This window comes from Natronobiforma cellulositropha (assembly GCF_025629245.1).
Lineage (GTDB): Archaea > Halobacteriota > Halobacteria > Halobacteriales > Natrialbaceae > Natronobiforma > Natronobiforma cellulositropha.
The window spans coordinates 127,227-140,077 of the sequence record NZ_JANZXN010000005.1 but is presented as its reverse complement, the minus strand read 5'-3'; the positions used below and the strand labels follow the sequence as shown (position 1 = coordinate 140,077).

General features: G+C 64.2%; 13 protein-coding genes. 6 read left to right on the top strand and 7 right to left on the bottom strand.

What is annotated here, in order from left to right; translation table 11 throughout:
* The first annotated feature begins 148 nt into the window (after nucleotides 1-148).
* Nucleotides 149-1,480 carry a DUF92 domain-containing protein gene (locus N0B15_RS02265; protein WP_263017729.1) on the top strand — a complete coding sequence of 444 codons (1,332 nt, stop codon included), beginning with the start codon at nucleotides 149-151 and terminating at the stop codon, nucleotides 1,478-1,480.
* On the opposite strand, the gene dnaG is transcribed toward N0B15_RS02265, so the two are convergent.
* Both dnaG and N0B15_RS02255 read right to left on the bottom strand, forming a co-directional pair.
* The gene (gene dnaG / locus N0B15_RS02260; protein WP_263017727.1) at nucleotides 1,477-2,802 is read right to left on the bottom strand and encodes a DNA primase DnaG; all 1,326 of its coding nucleotides are present in this window, start codon (nucleotides 2,800-2,802) and stop codon (nucleotides 1,477-1,479) included. The two genes, N0B15_RS02265 and dnaG, sit on opposite strands and share 4 nt — an antisense overlap.
* A 124-nt stretch (nucleotides 2,803-2,926) precedes the next feature.
* On the bottom strand, nucleotides 2,927-3,727 hold the full coding sequence (locus N0B15_RS02255; RefSeq protein WP_263017726.1) for an ArsR/SmtB family transcription factor: 801 nt from the start codon (nucleotides 3,725-3,727) through the stop codon (nucleotides 2,927-2,929).
* Between the two features lie 173 nt (nucleotides 3,728-3,900).
* On the opposite strand from N0B15_RS02255, the gene N0B15_RS02250 reads away from it, so the two are divergent.
* Nucleotides 3,901-4,167 (top strand): DUF3311 domain-containing protein, encoded by a 267-nt coding sequence (locus N0B15_RS02250; protein WP_263017725.1) that lies wholly within the window; start codon nucleotides 3,901-3,903, stop codon nucleotides 4,165-4,167.
* Entirely contained in the window at nucleotides 4,164-5,735 is a 1,572-nt protein-coding gene (locus N0B15_RS02245) for a sodium:solute symporter family protein (protein WP_263017724.1), read from the top strand. The genes N0B15_RS02250 and N0B15_RS02245 overlap by 4 nt, the downstream gene beginning before the upstream one ends.
* Nucleotides 5,736-5,765: 30 nt before the next feature.
* On the opposite strand, the gene N0B15_RS02240 is transcribed toward N0B15_RS02245, so the two are convergent.
* Nucleotides 5,766-6,053, bottom strand: coding sequence for a PadR family transcriptional regulator (locus N0B15_RS02240; RefSeq protein ID WP_263017723.1), 288 nt, complete (start codon nucleotides 6,051-6,053; stop codon nucleotides 5,766-5,768).
* A 728-nt stretch (nucleotides 6,054-6,781) separates the two neighbouring features.
* Between N0B15_RS02240 and N0B15_RS02235 the strand changes: the two genes are divergently transcribed.
* Nucleotides 6,782-6,925: a hypothetical protein gene (locus N0B15_RS02235; RefSeq protein ID WP_263017722.1), complete on the top strand. Its 144-nt coding sequence runs from the start codon at nucleotides 6,782-6,784 to the stop codon at nucleotides 6,923-6,925.
* 44 nt (nucleotides 6,926-6,969) lie between these two features.
* Nucleotides 6,970-8,088: a phospholipase D-like domain-containing protein gene (locus N0B15_RS02230; protein ID WP_263017721.1), complete on the top strand. Its 1,119-nt coding sequence runs from the start codon at nucleotides 6,970-6,972 to the stop codon at nucleotides 8,086-8,088.
* 85 nt (nucleotides 8,089-8,173) lie between these two features.
* Here the strand turns inward: N0B15_RS02230 and N0B15_RS02225 are convergent, their stop codons facing one another.
* Genes N0B15_RS02225 through N0B15_RS02210 form a run of 4 tightly spaced genes read right to left on the bottom strand, consistent with a single transcriptional unit; the run spans nucleotide 8,174 to nucleotide 12,219 of the window.
* Nucleotides 8,174-9,073: a DUF7958 family protein gene (locus tag N0B15_RS02225; protein ID WP_425494204.1), complete on the bottom strand. Its 900-nt coding sequence runs from the start codon at nucleotides 9,071-9,073 to the stop codon at nucleotides 8,174-8,176.
* Entirely contained in the window at nucleotides 9,070-9,843 is a 774-nt protein-coding gene (locus N0B15_RS02220) for a hypothetical protein (RefSeq protein WP_263017719.1), read from the bottom strand. Before N0B15_RS02220 ends, N0B15_RS02225 begins: the two co-directional genes overlap by 4 nt.
* Nucleotides 9,844-9,851: 8 nt before the next feature.
* Nucleotides 9,852-10,751, bottom strand: coding sequence for a DUF7958 family protein (locus N0B15_RS02215; RefSeq protein ID WP_460691606.1), 900 nt, complete (start codon nucleotides 10,749-10,751; stop codon nucleotides 9,852-9,854).
* A 1-nt stretch (nucleotide 10,752) separates the two neighbouring features.
* On the bottom strand, nucleotides 10,753-12,219 hold the full coding sequence (locus tag N0B15_RS02210) for an eCIS core domain-containing protein (RefSeq protein WP_263017716.1): 1,467 nt from the start codon (nucleotides 12,217-12,219) through the stop codon (nucleotides 10,753-10,755).
* Between the two features lie 463 nt (nucleotides 12,220-12,682).
* Between N0B15_RS02210 and N0B15_RS02205 the strand changes: the two genes are divergently transcribed.
* On the top strand, nucleotides 12,683-12,826 hold the full coding sequence (locus tag N0B15_RS02205; RefSeq protein ID WP_263017715.1) for a hypothetical protein: 144 nt from the start codon (nucleotides 12,683-12,685) through the stop codon (nucleotides 12,824-12,826).
* Nucleotides 12,827-12,851: the final 25 nt, after the last annotated feature.

Here is a 12,851-nt window from a genome sequence, read left to right as displayed (position 1 = left end):
AGTTCCTGCAACCGTCGCTCGCGAGTCACCGTCCGAACCGAGAGTGGACGGTCGGTGAATGCCGTTTCCCGCCCGTACCGAGAGCGGGAGGCGGACGATAACGCGAAAAGGGGAAGTTAAGTGATCCCCACAGAAAGGGTCCGATATCGTGACATCGACCGTTCGACGAGCAGGAGCGTTTGCGTTGCTGTCGACGCTCGTCCTCGTCGTTCCGCTACTCGACGACCCCATCGGTGCGCTCCCCGTCGCACTGGTGGTACTCGCACTCGCGCTCGTCGTCACCGACGGACCCGCCTTCGACCTCTTCGCTTACCCCCAGGACTACGAAGACGGGCGACTCTACGGTCTCTTCACGTTCGCGCTCGCAGCGACGACGCTTGGCCTGCTCGCCGCGGAGTCGTCGATGCCGACGGCGGTCTTCGTCGCCAGCGTCCTCCTCGTCGGCTTCGGCAACCTCGGCGACGAACTCGCCGGTCTCGTCACCGACCACGCCGTCGCTCGCGTCGTGGCCTTCTGTCTCCTCGGCGGTGTGAGTGCCATCGCGGGCCACCTGCTCACGCGGACGCTCGAGGGACTCCCCCTCAGTTCGACGCTCGCGACCGTCGTCTTCCTCGCCGCCGGCGGCGTCCTCCTCGCGGCCCTGCTGCGCGACGTCCTCTTTCAGTACGACGATCCGGTCGTCGTGCTCGCCGTCGGCTTTCTCGGCTGGCTCCTCGTCGAACTCGACCCGGCCATCACGACGACCGACGTCGCGCTCGCGCTCGCGGTCACGGTCGCCGTCGGCTACGTCTCGTTCGCTCTCGGCGCTGCCTCCGTCGCCGGCATGCTCACCGGCGTCTTGCTCTCGTTGCTCACCATCGTCCTCGGCGGCTACGACTGGTTCGCCGTCCTCATCACCTTCTTCGCCATCGGCAGCCTCTCGACGAAGTTCCGCTACGAGGAGAAACGAGACCGCGGCGTCGCCGAGGAGAACGACGGCGCACGCGGCAGTTCGAACGTCCTCGGCAACGCCGCCGTCGCCCTCGCGGCCGTCCTCGGCTACGCCGCGAGTTCCGCCGGCGTCATCCCGGTCGACGAACCCGCCCTCTTCCTGTTCGCCTTCGCTGGCTCGCTCGCGACCGCGCTCAGCGACACCCTCTCGAGTGAGATCGGCGGCGTCTTCGACTCCCCGCGGCTGATCACGACGCTCGAGCCAGTCGAACCGGGCACCGACGGCGGGGTCACCTGGCAGGGCGAGGTCGCCGGTCTCGCCGGGGCGACCGTCGTCGCGCTCATCTCGTACGTGTTCTTCACCGACGTCGGTGGCGTCGGCGCGGCGATCATCGTCGCTGCGGGCTTCGCCGGCATGACCGTCGACAGCCTCCTCGGCGCGACGGTCGAGGGGAACCTCGTCGGCAACCAGGGCGTCAACTTCCTCGCGACGCTCTCGGGGGCCCTCGTCGGCGCACTCTTGCTCCTCTCGATCGCCGTCCTCGGCTAACCGGGCGGCTCCTCGGCGACCTCGGTGACCGGATAGACCCGGACGCCCGTCGGCCGCTTCGTGAACTGGCCGAGCGCACGCGCGACGATCACGTCGACACCCCGGTCGGCCGCCAGGTCGACGAGCCGCTGGCCGACGATGCCGTCGAGGACGACCGTCGTCGGCACCGTCTCCGCGGTCTCGAGTGTGTCGTACGTCTCCCCGGCCGCGGTCTCCTCGAGCACCGTTCCCTCCGCGTCGAGAAAGCGCACCTGGTCGGTCCGCTCGCGGATGACGGCGCTCGCGTGTTCGTAGACGCTCCTGGGGGCGGACTCCGCGTCGTCCGGCTGGCCCGCCTCCGTCGCCGACGTGACCGTCTCGAGCGGCGCGCTCTCGGCCGTCGAGGGAGGCTCGTCGGACGTGCCGGTTACGACGACCTGTTCGCCCTCGCTCGCCTCGAGTGCGTTCGCGCCGTCCGTCGCCGACGGGACGGGTGTCGTACTGCCGTCGGTCGCGGCGATGGTCTCACGGGGGATGGTCCCGGCGACGTCGTCGTAGGGGTGTTTGTTCCGGAGGGCGCTGAACACGTCGTGGTGGTCGAGGTCCTCGACGGAGCGCCCCGCGGGAGCGAACGTGACGTAGTCGACGTCGCCGACCTGTGTGAGTTCCTCTAAGATCAACTCCCCACCGCGGTCGCCGTCGAGGAAGGCGGTCACCGTCCGGTGGTTGGTCAACTCCGCGACCGCGTCGGGGACGTTCGTCCCCTCGACGGCGATGGCGTTCTTGATGCCGTACTTGAGCAGGGTGAGCACGTCCGCTCTGCCCTCGACGACGATGATCGCGTCGCCGTCGGTCACCCGTGGTCCCGCGGGGAGACCCTCGAACTCGGTGATATCTTCGACGCGGACGTACTCGCGGACCTCGGTGAGGATCTCCTCTGAAGACATCACCGTATCGTCGAAGCCCGTCCGCAGGAGTTCCTTCGCCCGTTCGACGACCTGTTTGCGTTTGGCCGCCCGTACGTCTTCGATCTCGCGCACCTCGAGTTCCGCCCGGCAGGGACCGACCCGGGAGATCGTCTCGAGTGCCGCGGCGAGCGTCGCCGTCTCGACCTTATCGAGGCTGGTCGCGATCGTCACCCGGCCGCTCGAGGTGCCGCTCGCGCTCGTGATCTCGACGTCGATGCGTCCGACCTTCTGGGAGTGTCTGAGGTCTCTGAGGTCGAGTTCGTCGCCCAGAAGACCCTCCGTCTGCCCGAAGATCGCGCCGACGACGTCACTCCGTTCGACCACTCCGTCGGCCGTGACGTCCGCGTGAATGAGGTACTTTGACGTGTCTTCCATGGAGATTCGCCCCGGGTGTGTACTGGCCGCGCCGACCGCGAGCAGTAGCCGATTACCTCGAAATACGGCCGTCAGCGGCAAATACCTGTTGACCCGGCGTCACCGTCTCACCGTCGCCCGCCGGTCAGCGTCGTGCGTCGACGCGGCGCGCCCGGCGGTACCAGAGGGCGGTGACGACGGTGAGTACGAGCAGTCCACCGAGGAAGAAGAGCAGCCCCGGGGGTAGTGTCACGATGACCGCGTCCGTCGTCTCGGGTCCACCCTCTGTCGCGAACTCCACCGTGTTGATGCTGAACCCATCGCCGCCGCCGTCTGCGGTCACCTCTACGTCGGTGCTGTCGTCCCCGTCGTCGACCGTCTCTGTCTCGAGCGCTTCGTCCCGTTCGTACGTTTCACTCCGCTCTGTCGCCGTCATCGGTTCGTCGCCCTCGCTCGCAGACCCAGCGTCGTCACCGCCGGCGAACCACCCGGCAGATCCCGTCGAGGAGAGGGCGCGCACGAGACCGACCTGAACGAGCAAACTCGCCACCGCGAGGACGGCGACCCCGCCGAGAAACCGCGAGAGGGCGTCGCGCAACTGCGTCGCCGCCGACCGATCGCTCGTCACGATCAGCGGCCCGTTCGCGGGCGCGTAGACGCTCATCTCGTTGCCGCGCGAGGAGTACCAGGTGTCGACCACCTCGATCAGGCCCGCGTCCTCGAGTTTCTCTAAGTGATAGCGGACGTTCTGGATCGAGGTGTCGACCGCCTCGGCGACGTCACTCGGCGTCCCGGGTTCGTCGCTCAGGTGGGTGTAGATCCGACGGGCGGTCGTCGAAGAGAGCGCGCCGAAGACCGCGTCGGCGTCTTCGTCCTCGAGGTCGACGACTCGCGGCGTCCCCTCTCTCGCGGGGGCCTCAGAACGGATCGGAAACAGGCGCGCCATTCGATACCCACCAGCTCGTTCCACGACACGTATACTCCTTTCCATACGTGAAACTCGTCTTTTACCTTGGTGAAATCGACCGACTGCGACGGGGTGGGGGAAACCAGCCGGGTAGCCACGGATCTCACAGCGAGATAGAAAAGGTTACCCAGAGCAGTCTGCTAGGCGCTTGCATGCATCGGCGACGCGAACTCGTTGGCTGGGCCACGGTGGGTGTCGTCCTCTGTGCGCTGGCGATTCCCTGGTTCCTCTGGGGGTCGTCGACGGTCGTCTTCGGCCTGCCGCTCTGGCTCTGGTGGCACGTCGGCTGGATGGTCCTCGCGTCGGCCGTCTTCTGGCTCTTCGCACGGCGGGCGTGGGGTCTCGGGGTCGAGACCGCGGACTCGAGTGAGCGCGCCAGCGCGACGGCCAGTGTGGGGGACGGGGGTGGCTCGCGGTGACCGTCGGTCTCCAGATCGGCATCATCGTCGGCTACTTGCTGCTCGCACTCGCCATCGGTCTCTACGCCTACCAGCGTACCGACCGCACCGCCGAGGACTTCTACCTCGCGAGTCGCACCCTCGGCACCGTCGTCCTCCTCTTTACGACGTTCGCGACGCTGCTCTCTGCGTTCACCTTCTTCGCCGGGCCGAACATCGCCTACGCCAACGGTCCCGAGTTCATCCTCGTCATGGGGCTGATGGACGGCATCATCTTCGGCATCCTCTGGTACGTCGTCGGCTACAAACAGTGGCTGCTCGGCCGTCAGTACGACTACGTCACCCTCGGCGAGATGCTCGGCGACCGCTTCGCCTCGAGACGTCTCCGCGGCTTAGTCGCCGGCGTCAGCCTCGTCTGGCTCTTCCCCTACGTCATGCTCCAGCAGGTCGGCGCGGGGACGGCGCTCGAGGCCCTGACGGGCGGCGCGGTCTCCTACGCCCTCGGCGCGGGCCTGATCACCGTCTTCATGATCGTCTACGTCGTCGCCGCCGGCATGCGCGGCATCGCCTGGACCGACACGCTCCAGGGGGCGTTCATGCTCGTCACCGTCTGGGTCGCGCTCCTGTGGGTGCTCGCCGCGGTGGACGGCCCGAGCGCGGCGACGGCGACGCTCGAGGCGGACTACGGCGAGTTCCTCGCACTCGGTGGCGGTCTCTACACCCCGCAGTGGATGCTCTCGACGGCGATCACGATCGGCTTCGGCGTCGCGATGTTCCCGCAGGTCAACCAGCGCTTCTTCGCTGCGGGGTCGAAGACGGTGCTCAAACGCTCGTTCGCCCTCTGGCCGATCCTCTGTCTGTTGCTCTTTCTCCCCGCGTTCATGCTCGCCGTCTGGGCGCAGGGACTCGGCGTCGAGGCGGGCGCGGACGGCAACGTCCTCCCCGCGATTCTCGACGAACTCACCACGCCCTGGTTCGCCGCACTCGTCATCGCGGGCGCGATGGCCGCCATGATGTCCTCCTCCGACTCGATGTTGCTCTCCGGGTCCTCCTACTTCACCCGGGACCTCTACCGTCCCTTCGTCGACGCGACCCTCTCCGAACGCCGGGAGGACTTCATCGCCCGCGTCGGCGTCGTCTGCTTCGCACTCGCGACGTTCGTCGCCAGCCTCTACAACCCCGCGACCCTGTTCGAGATCGGCGACGCCGCCTTCAGCGGCTTCGCCCAGCTCGCCCTCCCCGTGATCGTCGCCCTCTACTGGCGACGAACCACACGGGCGGGCATCCTCGTCGGCATCGCCGGCGCACAGGCGTTCTACTTCACCAGCCTCTTCTCCAGCGCGCTCGTCGGCGCACTCGCGTCGCTCGAGGCGTCGCTCACGGGAACTGTCCTCGAGATGCTCGCGGGCGCACTGTCGGCGCTCGCGATGGCTCTCACGACGGTCTTTCCAGGAACGTACGCCGGCTGGACGCCGGGACTCGTCGGCATGGGACTCGGGTTGGTGCTTACCGTCGTCGTCTCCCTGCTGACGTCGCCTGCGCCCGACGAACGTCCGTCTCGATACTTCGAAGGGATCGGTGCCGATTGATGGGGCTCACAGCTCCGACCCGTGACTCGCTCAGGACGAGAGCAGTTCTTCGATGTAGGTCGTCTCCCAGTCGCGGCGCGCTTCGATCTCGCGGCGGCCGCGTCGGGTCACTGCGTAGACGTTGGTGCGCCGGTCGGCCTCGCCCTTCTCGAGCAGGCCTTTATCCACGAGCGTGTCGAGGTTCGGGTAGAGACGCCCGTGCTGGATGTCCTTCTCGTAGTAGTCGTCCAGTTCGTCTTTGATCGCCAGTCCGTGCGGTTCGTGCAGTCCGGCCGTTACGTACAACAGGTCGCGCTGAAACCCGGTCAGGTCGTACATGCGATCAGATACGGAGATGGATACATTAAGCGTACTGAATTCGGTCGAGTACTGTAATATATATTGAACGTATTTTCACCCGGCTGCCACTACGGTCCGGTTCGAAGAAGATTCCCCACCACGTGACGGGGGAACCAGTCACTAACGATCACCTCGAGACTGTTAGTAAACACGAGACGATTTCTATCGTGACCCGCACGCGGTACATTTGGCGCATCGAGTGCTCGCTATACCGCTCACTTCGAGCAAACGAGCGCTGCCCTGTCTCCGCCGTCCGCTCGAGCGTACCGCCCGCTTGGCCGCTCTCGCGCCCGCCATTGACCGTTTCCAGTAGCTATAAGTCAGAACAGGTCAACGTGCAGACTGGAAGCCACCGTCTCCACGGGGGTTCATCGAGAAATGCCCCGGGTGCCAGAACACCCGAGACGTGGCTTCCAAACCAACGACCCGGTTTAGACAGCCATGACAACAAACAGACTGGCGAGACTTAAACATCTCGCAAACGTCCGCTATCGCGGCCGAGACTGCCGTTCTCGCAGTGGTAACGCTCGGTCGCGTGTGTATCGACCGTCTGAAATTTCCGGCTCGAGTGCCCGCCTCCGTGGCCCACACAGCCGTCTCCGTGGTCCAGGCACCCACCATCCGCGCGTGCCCGCTCGAGCCGGCGGCCACCGGAGGCGACGACTGATGGACTGGGAGCAATCGATGACACGTACACCGGTGGACCGATGACTGGTGAACTGGAGGCGTCGGACGGAGCGGCCGACGAGTCACCGCTCGAGCGCTGTCCGCGCTGTGGTGAGCCGATGGTGCTGGTGACCGTCAGAGGTCCCGGCGACCAGCGCGTCTCGCCGTGTGGCTGTCGGCTCTGAGTCGACGGGTGGGAGTTTAGGGGATTCGGTCGGTACTGTCGCCAATGAGCCGGTTACTCTATCACTCCGAAACGAGCTATCAGGGTGGTGAATCACCGTTCGACGAGGCGATTCGTAACGTGGCGTCGTCCGACGAGGTGTGGATTGCCTGCCCGTACATCGGGCCAACCTATCTGAAGAGTGTCCTGCGAACCGTCGACGAGTGGCGTATTCTCACCGACGTAGAGGCGTGGATCGAGGCATTCCACGGCGATTCACGGACGGAAATCACGGCACTACTCGAAGCGCACCGGGACCGAATCCATCACTTCGAAAACCTGCACGCGAAAGTGGTTCTCTCCGAGGATCTAGCGGTCGTTGGCTCTGCGAACCTCACCGAGAAGGGGATACGAAAGCGAACGGAGGTGGGGGTCCTGTTCGAGGACGACGAGACGGTCACCGAACTTCGAGAGTGGTTCGCCCGCCTCTGGTCGGAGAGTGATCCGGCCGACCCCGACGAACTCGAGACGTTCGTCCGTGCGTCACCTCCAGCCTCTTTCACCTACACTCCATCTACAGCGCCTCTCTCCTCGAACGCTCCTCGAGTTAACGCGAGTTATGTCGTGCCCCTCGAGCCGTCGGTAGGAGAACCCACGGACGCACACGACGACGCCCACGAGGCGGTCGTGAAACGAGTGGCAATGGCACCCAGCAGGGAGTGGGCCGATGCGTTCTTCGAACTGCTGGGTGACCTGATCGCCGCAACGGGATTGACGACGGACGATGGGCATTTGGTAACGTCGATCCCGCAGAAAAATCGGATCAGCATCTCGGTCAACCGCCGAATGGTGTTGGGTGCGTTCTTCTCCCCCGACCCCCGGACGGGGTTTATTCTTCCGAACGACACCGAGAACGCAGACGAACTACTCGAGGCGGCGGACGGATATTACGAGTTCTCTTCCGGCGGCAGCACTCGAGGAACACCTCACTGGGTCGAATACGAGGGTGAACCGAAACGGATGGTCGACCGCCCATTCCGGCGGGCGTGGATCGATGCCGTTCACGACGAGTTAGACCGCGCGAGCTGGTCACCGTATCGCGACTCTCACGAGCCGTTAGTCTATCGGGCCGGGGTCGATCAGGCGTACAGACGGCGGGTTCTTGACGATGCGTTCCCGGAGTAATTGCTAGCGGCAGATGCACAAATCCACGTGATTGCTCTCGTGAGGGTACGCGCCTCGAGCGTTGCTTTCATACTCATTGAGGCTCCTAGAAGGGGTCCCAGGAGGTGATCGTCGCCTCCGGTGACCAGTACTCCTCGTAGAGGTCACAGAACGTCTGTGCCTGAAAACCGTCGTAGGTGCCCCAGCCCTGGGCCTGAAACGCCGCTGGTGGCGTCAGCCCCATCAACAGGAAGCGGTCGCGTATCTGGTACGCTAGATGCGAGACGAGGTAGTGCTGGAAGGAGTCGACCTCCTCGGGGTCGAACGCCAGCAGTTCGATCCGCGCGTCCGGCGCTCGCTCGAGCGGCTGGTCGGTGGGAATCGTCTGCTGGCTACCACGGCCATCGTTGTACAGATAGCCCAGCCCAGAAACCGCCTCGAGGTCGAACTCGAGTGCGTCGAGGTCGTCGTCGGTCAGGTCACCGGCCTGGGTGAACAGCGAGGAGTCGAGTGGGCCGTCGAAGTGTGCCCGAAACTGCTCGAGAACCGGCGGGTCGAACTCGAGTGGGTTCGGCTCGAGATAGAGGTCCTGCCGGTAGACGATCGCCCCGTCCGGATCGGCATCGGCGAACGGCAACTCGACTTTCGAGCCATCGTAGTGGCTCCGTAACTGCTTCTCGAGGTCGCCGAACGACGCCTCGAACGACGCACTCGAGAGGCGCGTCAGTGCCAACAGGGCGGCGAGAATCCGGTCGGGGTTCTCCGTCGACGGCACGGTGTCGTAGCCGCGCTCGCGGTAGACGTGCCACTGTGCGTAGCGGCGGGCCTGTTCACCATACTCGGTCTGGGTTCTGGTGCGCTTGGCAGGGTTGTTGGGATACTCCTCACAACTGTGGAATTTGATTGCGCCATCGAATTCCATCTCTATAACGTGTTCTACGTCGTTATTGTCGAGGAGATTTACACCTATCCGCTCAGCATTTTCACCAGTGATCACTGCTTTCATCGTTCGACAACCCCACCTTTCCCAACACCCTGAGATCCGTCTTCATCGTACCAAGTGCCTGCACGAATTTCTTTTTCGATCTGTTTTGCGCGCTCAGCCAGCGAGCCGCTTGAGTTCGACCAGATCTGACGGACGTCGTCCCAGCCAGAGATCGCTCTGCGGCGAACGCGGCCGACTGCCTGGGTTCCGATCTCGTCGACATCGACACCTTTCGCCTTCCCTGCGAGCGAAGAGCCCGCGATGAACGTTCCGAGTGTCGTCGCCGAGAGGACACCCTTGACCACCGACCAGGAGAGGCTATCCCACCGGTCGGTACTGATGTTGCCGTGCAACTCGAGTCGCTGGTCCTCGGTGAGACCGACGTCCGAGAGGTCGGTATTGACCGATGCAGCCAGGGCATCGACTTCGGATTTGAGATCGCCGATAGACGGACCACGTTGTGCCAGTTCGGCCGCAACGGGTGACTCGGAAGCAGCGGCCTGCACCGACTCTTTCTTTTTCACCTGGTTCTGAACGTCCTGTTTCTCGAGGACCTCACCGGCGACACCGTGGAGAAAGCCGATGCGGTTGGCGTTCTGGCCCTGTCGGAACTCACTGACCTCACCGCTGTCGTTCTCGCTCTCGAAGAGTGCCAGCGCCTCGAACGTCTTCTCCTCTGGAATTCGTTGTACGTGGACATCCATCCCCAGTCGGTGAGCCACCACCGGATCTTCACCCTCGAGTGCCTTCCTCGCCACCTCGTCCGCTTCGCGCTCGAGTAGACACACCATCGAGACACCTAAGAGGGGTCCCAGGAGGTGATCGTCGCCTCCGGCGACCAGTACTCCTCGTAGAGGTCACAGAACGTCTGTGCCTGGAAACCGTCGTAGGTGCCCCAGCCCTGGGCCTGAAACGCCGCCGGGGGCGTCAGCCCCATCAACAGGAAGCGGTCACGTATCTGGTAGGCCAGATGTGAGACGAGGTAGTGCTGGAAGGAGTCGACCTCCTCGGGGTCGAACGCCAGCAGTTCGATCCGCGCGTCCGGTGCCCGCTCGAGCGGCTGGTCGGTGGGAATCGTCTGCTGGCTACCACGGCCGTCGTTGTACAGATAGCCCAGCCCAGAAACCGCCTCGAGGTCGAACTCGAGTGCGTCGAGGTCGTCGTCGGTCAGGTCACCGGCCTGGGTGAACAGCGAGGAGTCGAGTGGGCCATCGAAGTGAGCCCGAAACTGCTCGAGAACCGGCGGGTCGAACTCGAGTGGGTCCGGTTCGAGATAGAGGTCCTGCCGGTAGACGATCGCCCCATCCGGGTCGGCATCGGCGAACGGTAACTCGACTTTCGAGCCGTCGTAGTGGCTCCGCAACTGCCTCTCGAGGTCGCCGAACGACGCCGCGAACGCCTCGCTCGAGAGGCGCGTCAGTGCCAACAGGGCGGCGAGAATCCGGTCGGGGTTCTCCGTCGACGGCACGGTGTCGTAGCCGCGCTCGCGGTAGACGTACCACTGTGCGTAGCGGCGGGCCTGTTCACCGTACTCGGTCTGGGTTCTGGTGCGCTTGGCAGGGTTGTTGGGATACTCCTCACAGCTGTGGAACGTTATCTCACCATCGTAAGCCACGTGTATGCCGTGGTACACACCGTTGTTATCGGTTATTCTGATTCCAACACCGGTGTCGTCTTCGTCTCCAATGAGAGCATCCATGTCATTTCCCCTCATCAAAGCCGGGAATACTGTCCGGCATATCCGTGCCGTCGTACCAGATGCCTGCACGAATTTCTTTTTCGATCTGTTTTGCGCGCTCAGCCAGCGAGCCGCTCGAGTTCGACCAGATCTGACGGACGTCGTCCCAGCCAGAGATCGCTCTGCGGCGAACGCGGCCGACTGCCTGCGTTCCGATCTCGTCGACATCGACGCCTTTCGCCTTCCCTGCGAGCGAAGAGGCTGCAACGAACGTTCCGAGTGTCGTCGCCGAGAGGACACCCTTGACCACCGACCAGGAGAGGCTATCCCACCGGTCGGTACTGATGTTGCCGTGTAACTCGAGTCGCTGGTCCTCGGTGAGACCGACGTCCGAGAGGTCGGTATTGACCGATGCAGCCAGGGCATCGACTTCGGATTTGAGATCGCCGATAGACGGACCACGTTGTGCCAGTTCGGCCGCAACGGGTGACTCGGAAGCAGCGGCCTGCACCGACTCTTTCTTTTTCACCTGGTTCTGAACGTCCTGTTTCTCGAGGACCTCACCGGCGACACCGTGGAGAAAGCCGATGCGGTTGGCGTTCTGGCCCTGTCGGAACTCGCTGACCTCACCGCTGTCGTTCTCGCTCTCGAAGAGTGCCAACGCCTCGAACGTCTTCTCCTCTGGAATCCGTTGTACGTGAACATCCATCCCTAATCGGTGAGCCACCACTGGCCCCTCACCCTCGAGCGCCTTCCTCGCCACCTCGTCGGCCTCGCGCTCGAGTTCGGGATCGGGGTCGATGACCAGCGAACTTCCCTCCTGCGGGAGCATACTGATCTGACCGCCAGTCTGCTGTCGCACGTGAGCTAATTCGTGCGCGAGCAGGTACTTCCCTTCCGGACTCTCCGGGTCGTACTCGCCACGGTTGAACACCACGTGGTTGCCGGTCGTGAAGGCGCGCGCCTCGAGTGCGCTCGCGGCCTTCGCGGCCTCCGGCCCAGTGTGAAGCTGGACATCCGAAAACGAGTCGCCCATCCGCGCTTCCATCTCCTCGCGGACGGGACCCTCGAGCGGCCGCCCTGGCTGAGAAATTACCCGCCGCACCACGTCGGGTGTGGTAGTCTCACCCGCGAGATCACTCTCCACCTGCGCCTGGACCGAGCGCATCGCGCTCTCGGTGTCGAGTTCGACACCCGCTTTCCAGGAGCTACGCACTCGAGCGACGCGAACCTGTTCGCCCATCGGCGTGTTACAGCCTTCGGGGAGTTCACCACGTTCGCCCAACTCCTGGACGTTCTCGAGACCACGCCGCAGGATCATCTGATCGAGGATGGCCGCCTGGTCGCGCGAGGGTTGGCCCACTCGGTTCAGGTACTGGTACGGCCGCGCCCCGCGCTGGGTCTGGGCCTGCACTCGAGCGCGCCGTGTTCGTTCGTTTCGCTCACTCTCGTCGTTCGACCGGTCACGCCGGTCCCGGTCGAAACTCACACGCTCCACCTCGTGTGTCGTTGCATTGGCAATTATCGAAGCGTTACTGCTCGCTCATCTTAACTGTTGATGATCGGACACTCGGGCGCTCGTGATATGCCTCCCAGTGGTGATCCACCGACCACTGCCGGTTTCCAGTAGCTATAAGGCAGAACAGGTCAACGTACAGACTGGAAGCCACCGTCTCCACGGGGGTTCATCGAGAAATGCCCCGGGTGTCCAAGCACCCGAGACGTGGCTTCCAAGCCGAGAGGCTCGAACGCCATGACAACAAACAGACTGGCGAGACTTAAACATCTCGCAAACGCCCGCCATCGCGGCCGAGACTGCCGTTCTCGGAGTGGTAACGCTCGCCCGCGTGTGTATCGAGTAGCTGGAATTTCCGGCTCGAGTGACCAGCTTCGCAGTCTATGCGTCTCCCACTCACGCGTATCCACTCGCTCGCGCCGCTGCTGGAGGACCGATGACTGGTGAACTGGAGGAGTCGGACGAAGCGGCCGACGACTCACCGCTCGAGCGCTGTCCGCGCTGTGGTGAGCCGATGGTGCTGGTGACCGTCAGAGGTCCCGGCGACCAGCGCGTCTCGCCGTGTGGCTGTCGGCTCTGAATCCGTCGGTAGCGAACGGGCGGAG

Bases quoted from the DNA above. Each gene is read 5' to 3' on its own strand.
- N0B15_RS02250 (WP_263017725.1), top strand. From the start codon at position 3,901: ATGCATCGGCGACGCGAACTCGTTGGCTGGGCCACGGTGGGTGTCGTC.
- N0B15_RS02225 (WP_425494204.1), bottom strand. From the start codon at position 9,073: ATGAAAGCAGTGATCACTGGTGAAAATGCTGAGCGGATAGGTGTAAAT.
- N0B15_RS02205 (WP_263017715.1), top strand. From the start codon at position 12,683: ATGACTGGTGAACTGGAGGAGTCGGACGAAGCGGCCGACGACTCACCG.
- N0B15_RS02255 (WP_263017726.1), bottom strand. From the start codon at position 3,727: ATGGCGCGCCTGTTTCCGATCCGTTCTGAGGCCCCCGCGAGAGAGGGG.
- N0B15_RS02220 (WP_263017719.1), bottom strand. From the start codon at position 9,843: ATGGTGTGTCTACTCGAGCGCGAAGCGGACGAGGTGGCGAGGAAGGCA.
- N0B15_RS02230 (WP_263017721.1), top strand. From the start codon at position 6,970: ATGAGCCGGTTACTCTATCACTCCGAAACGAGCTATCAGGGTGGTGAA.
- dnaG (WP_263017727.1), bottom strand. From the start codon at position 2,802: ATGGAAGACACGTCAAAGTACCTCATTCACGCGGACGTCACGGCCGAC.
- N0B15_RS02240 (WP_263017723.1), bottom strand. From the start codon at position 6,053: ATGTACGACCTGACCGGGTTTCAGCGCGACCTGTTGTACGTAACGGCC.
- N0B15_RS02215 (WP_460691606.1), bottom strand. From the start codon at position 10,751: ATGGATGCTCTCATTGGAGACGAAGACGACACCGGTGTTGGAATCAGA.
- N0B15_RS02235 (WP_263017722.1), top strand. From the start codon at position 6,782: ATGACTGGTGAACTGGAGGCGTCGGACGGAGCGGCCGACGAGTCACCG.